Origin of the sequence: Collinsella aerofaciens (genome assembly GCF_018785245.1) — a bacterium.
GTDB lineage: Bacteria > Actinomycetota > Coriobacteriia > Coriobacteriales > Coriobacteriaceae > Collinsella > Collinsella aerofaciens_AD.
This window is the reverse complement of record NZ_WQPL01000061.1, coordinates 1-1,640: the sequence shown is the minus strand read 5'-3', so window position 1 is coordinate 1,640 and position 1,640 is coordinate 1. Positions and strand designations below refer to the sequence as shown.

Below are 1,640 nucleotides of genomic sequence, written 5' to 3'. Positions count from 1 at the left end.
GTCGCGCCCGCGATGATGAGGCTCTCCGCGCCCGCGGCATAAGAAGGCCCGCCCAGCAAAACGCATAGGCAGGCCATGGCGGTAAACATCTTGCAGTCCCTTTTAATGAGAAGGCAAATCGCTATAACCGAGTTTGTCCGAACATCGCGTAAGGCATGAGTCAGGTCGAAGGTGTTCATCGAGACGACAGGGACAGAGATGCCTTAATAGGTCGTCTCGATCTGGGCGAACCCCTCGTACCTAGGATCGACGCACCTCGATAGAGAACGCGGGGGCGCAGTTTGCCGCATTCCGCTCACCGACAGTGTTGGGCCATCGCTTTAAGGAACCTGTCGATGAAAAGGAAGAGTCTGGTAGCGTATGGCCACACGCAGGATCTACCGGCGAGCACATTGCGCAACCTTTTGCAGAGCAAACCGCTGCCAGGGCCTGGTTTGGAGACGATATTCCAGCCTAGGATGGGAGGCAATCATCATTGCGCAGCTAAATCTCCAACAATGTTGAACAAATAGGATGTCATTTGCTTGAAATCCGGATAGCTTTGGTGGTGTCGATATTAAGGGAGCTATCGGAACAGCTCATCATGGCTGCCGGTGCGTTCGAAGAAAGCTACCTCTTCGTTTGATGACCATATGACAAGCCAGTCGCCAGAGTTTGCTACGTGACATTCGTTTCGCCCTGCCCAGTTGCCGCTTAGCCGGTGCATATTATGACGTCGTTTTAATATGTCCATTGACTCGGGTGTATTCTGTAGCACCAGGTCAATTAGCTTTTGAAGCTCGGATAGATCCCATTTACGGCGCTTTGCTTTTTTCTTTAAATCGCGGGAGAAGGCTGCAGAGAACTCTGCGGTTAACGTGCTCATTGTGCCATCGCCGCAGCGATAAGATCGGCGCCATTGTCAAAACGTCCTTTTTTGCCAGATGCAAGAAACGCGTCCCCCTCGCGAATGGCCTCAAGGCTTTCGGCATTGGGCTCCTCAGGGGCAAAAGTCAACGGGATGCGATGGGTGTTGACCATTTGCTTGAAGAATGCGCGCGTCACGGACGACAAATCAAGTCCATAGTAATCAGCCACTTCTGCTGCCTCGCGTTTGAGGTCATCGTCAACCCTAATGGTTAATGTTGAGCTTGCCATTTTGGACCCTCCAATCGTGTGAGTGCAACCTTAGTATAACGCACATACACTAGTAGATTGTGTAATTACAATCAATTAACTAAGCCTTTTAGTGGTACGGCACGTCATACATTGCATGCAGTAAAAAGGCAACGCTCCCTTTCGGAAAGCGTTGCCTTTAAAGCTTCAACTGGGATCTTGTATTGCAGCTAGGTATGCCGCACGCCCCAACAGCGATATGCGGCACCTAGAAGCACTGTCCCCAGCAGGAAAAGCGTCGCAGAAGCGGCGATCCAGTTGCTGTCGCCGGTCTTGGGGAGAGACGACGTCGTTGTCGTAGCAGGCTTGGGCTTGGGGACTTTGGCGACCGTGGTCTTGGTTATTGTCGTTGTTGTCTTGGTTGTCGCGGCCGCGGGTTTCAGCGAGGGATTTGCCGTGGGCCCCGTGGTGGGCTCTCCGGCAGCGGGGTCGGCATCGGAGGAAGGCTCACCCGCCTCTCCGCCCGGCACGTCGCGCCCGCCAGT

The 1,640-nt window shown here is 53.6% G+C and carries 3 protein-coding genes; all 3 read right to left on the bottom strand.

Features of this window, described 5'->3' with window-relative positions:
* Positions 1–565: 565 nt before the first annotated feature.
* Positions 566–865, bottom strand: coding sequence for a type II toxin-antitoxin system RelE/ParE family toxin (locus GPK39_RS09840; RefSeq protein ID WP_117641041.1), 300 nt, complete (start codon positions 863–865; stop codon positions 566–568).
* A complete protein-coding gene (locus tag GPK39_RS09160) occupies positions 862–1,137 on the bottom strand; it encodes a type II toxin-antitoxin system RelB/DinJ family antitoxin (RefSeq protein ID WP_055310766.1) in 276 nt (91 codons plus the stop codon). The genes GPK39_RS09840 and GPK39_RS09160 overlap by 4 nt, the downstream gene beginning before the upstream one ends.
* Positions 1,138–1,325: 188 nt before the next feature.
* Positions 1,326–1,640, bottom strand: a 315-nt coding sequence (locus GPK39_RS09155; protein ID WP_215675175.1) for a hypothetical protein, incomplete at its 5' end; no start/stop codon positions are given.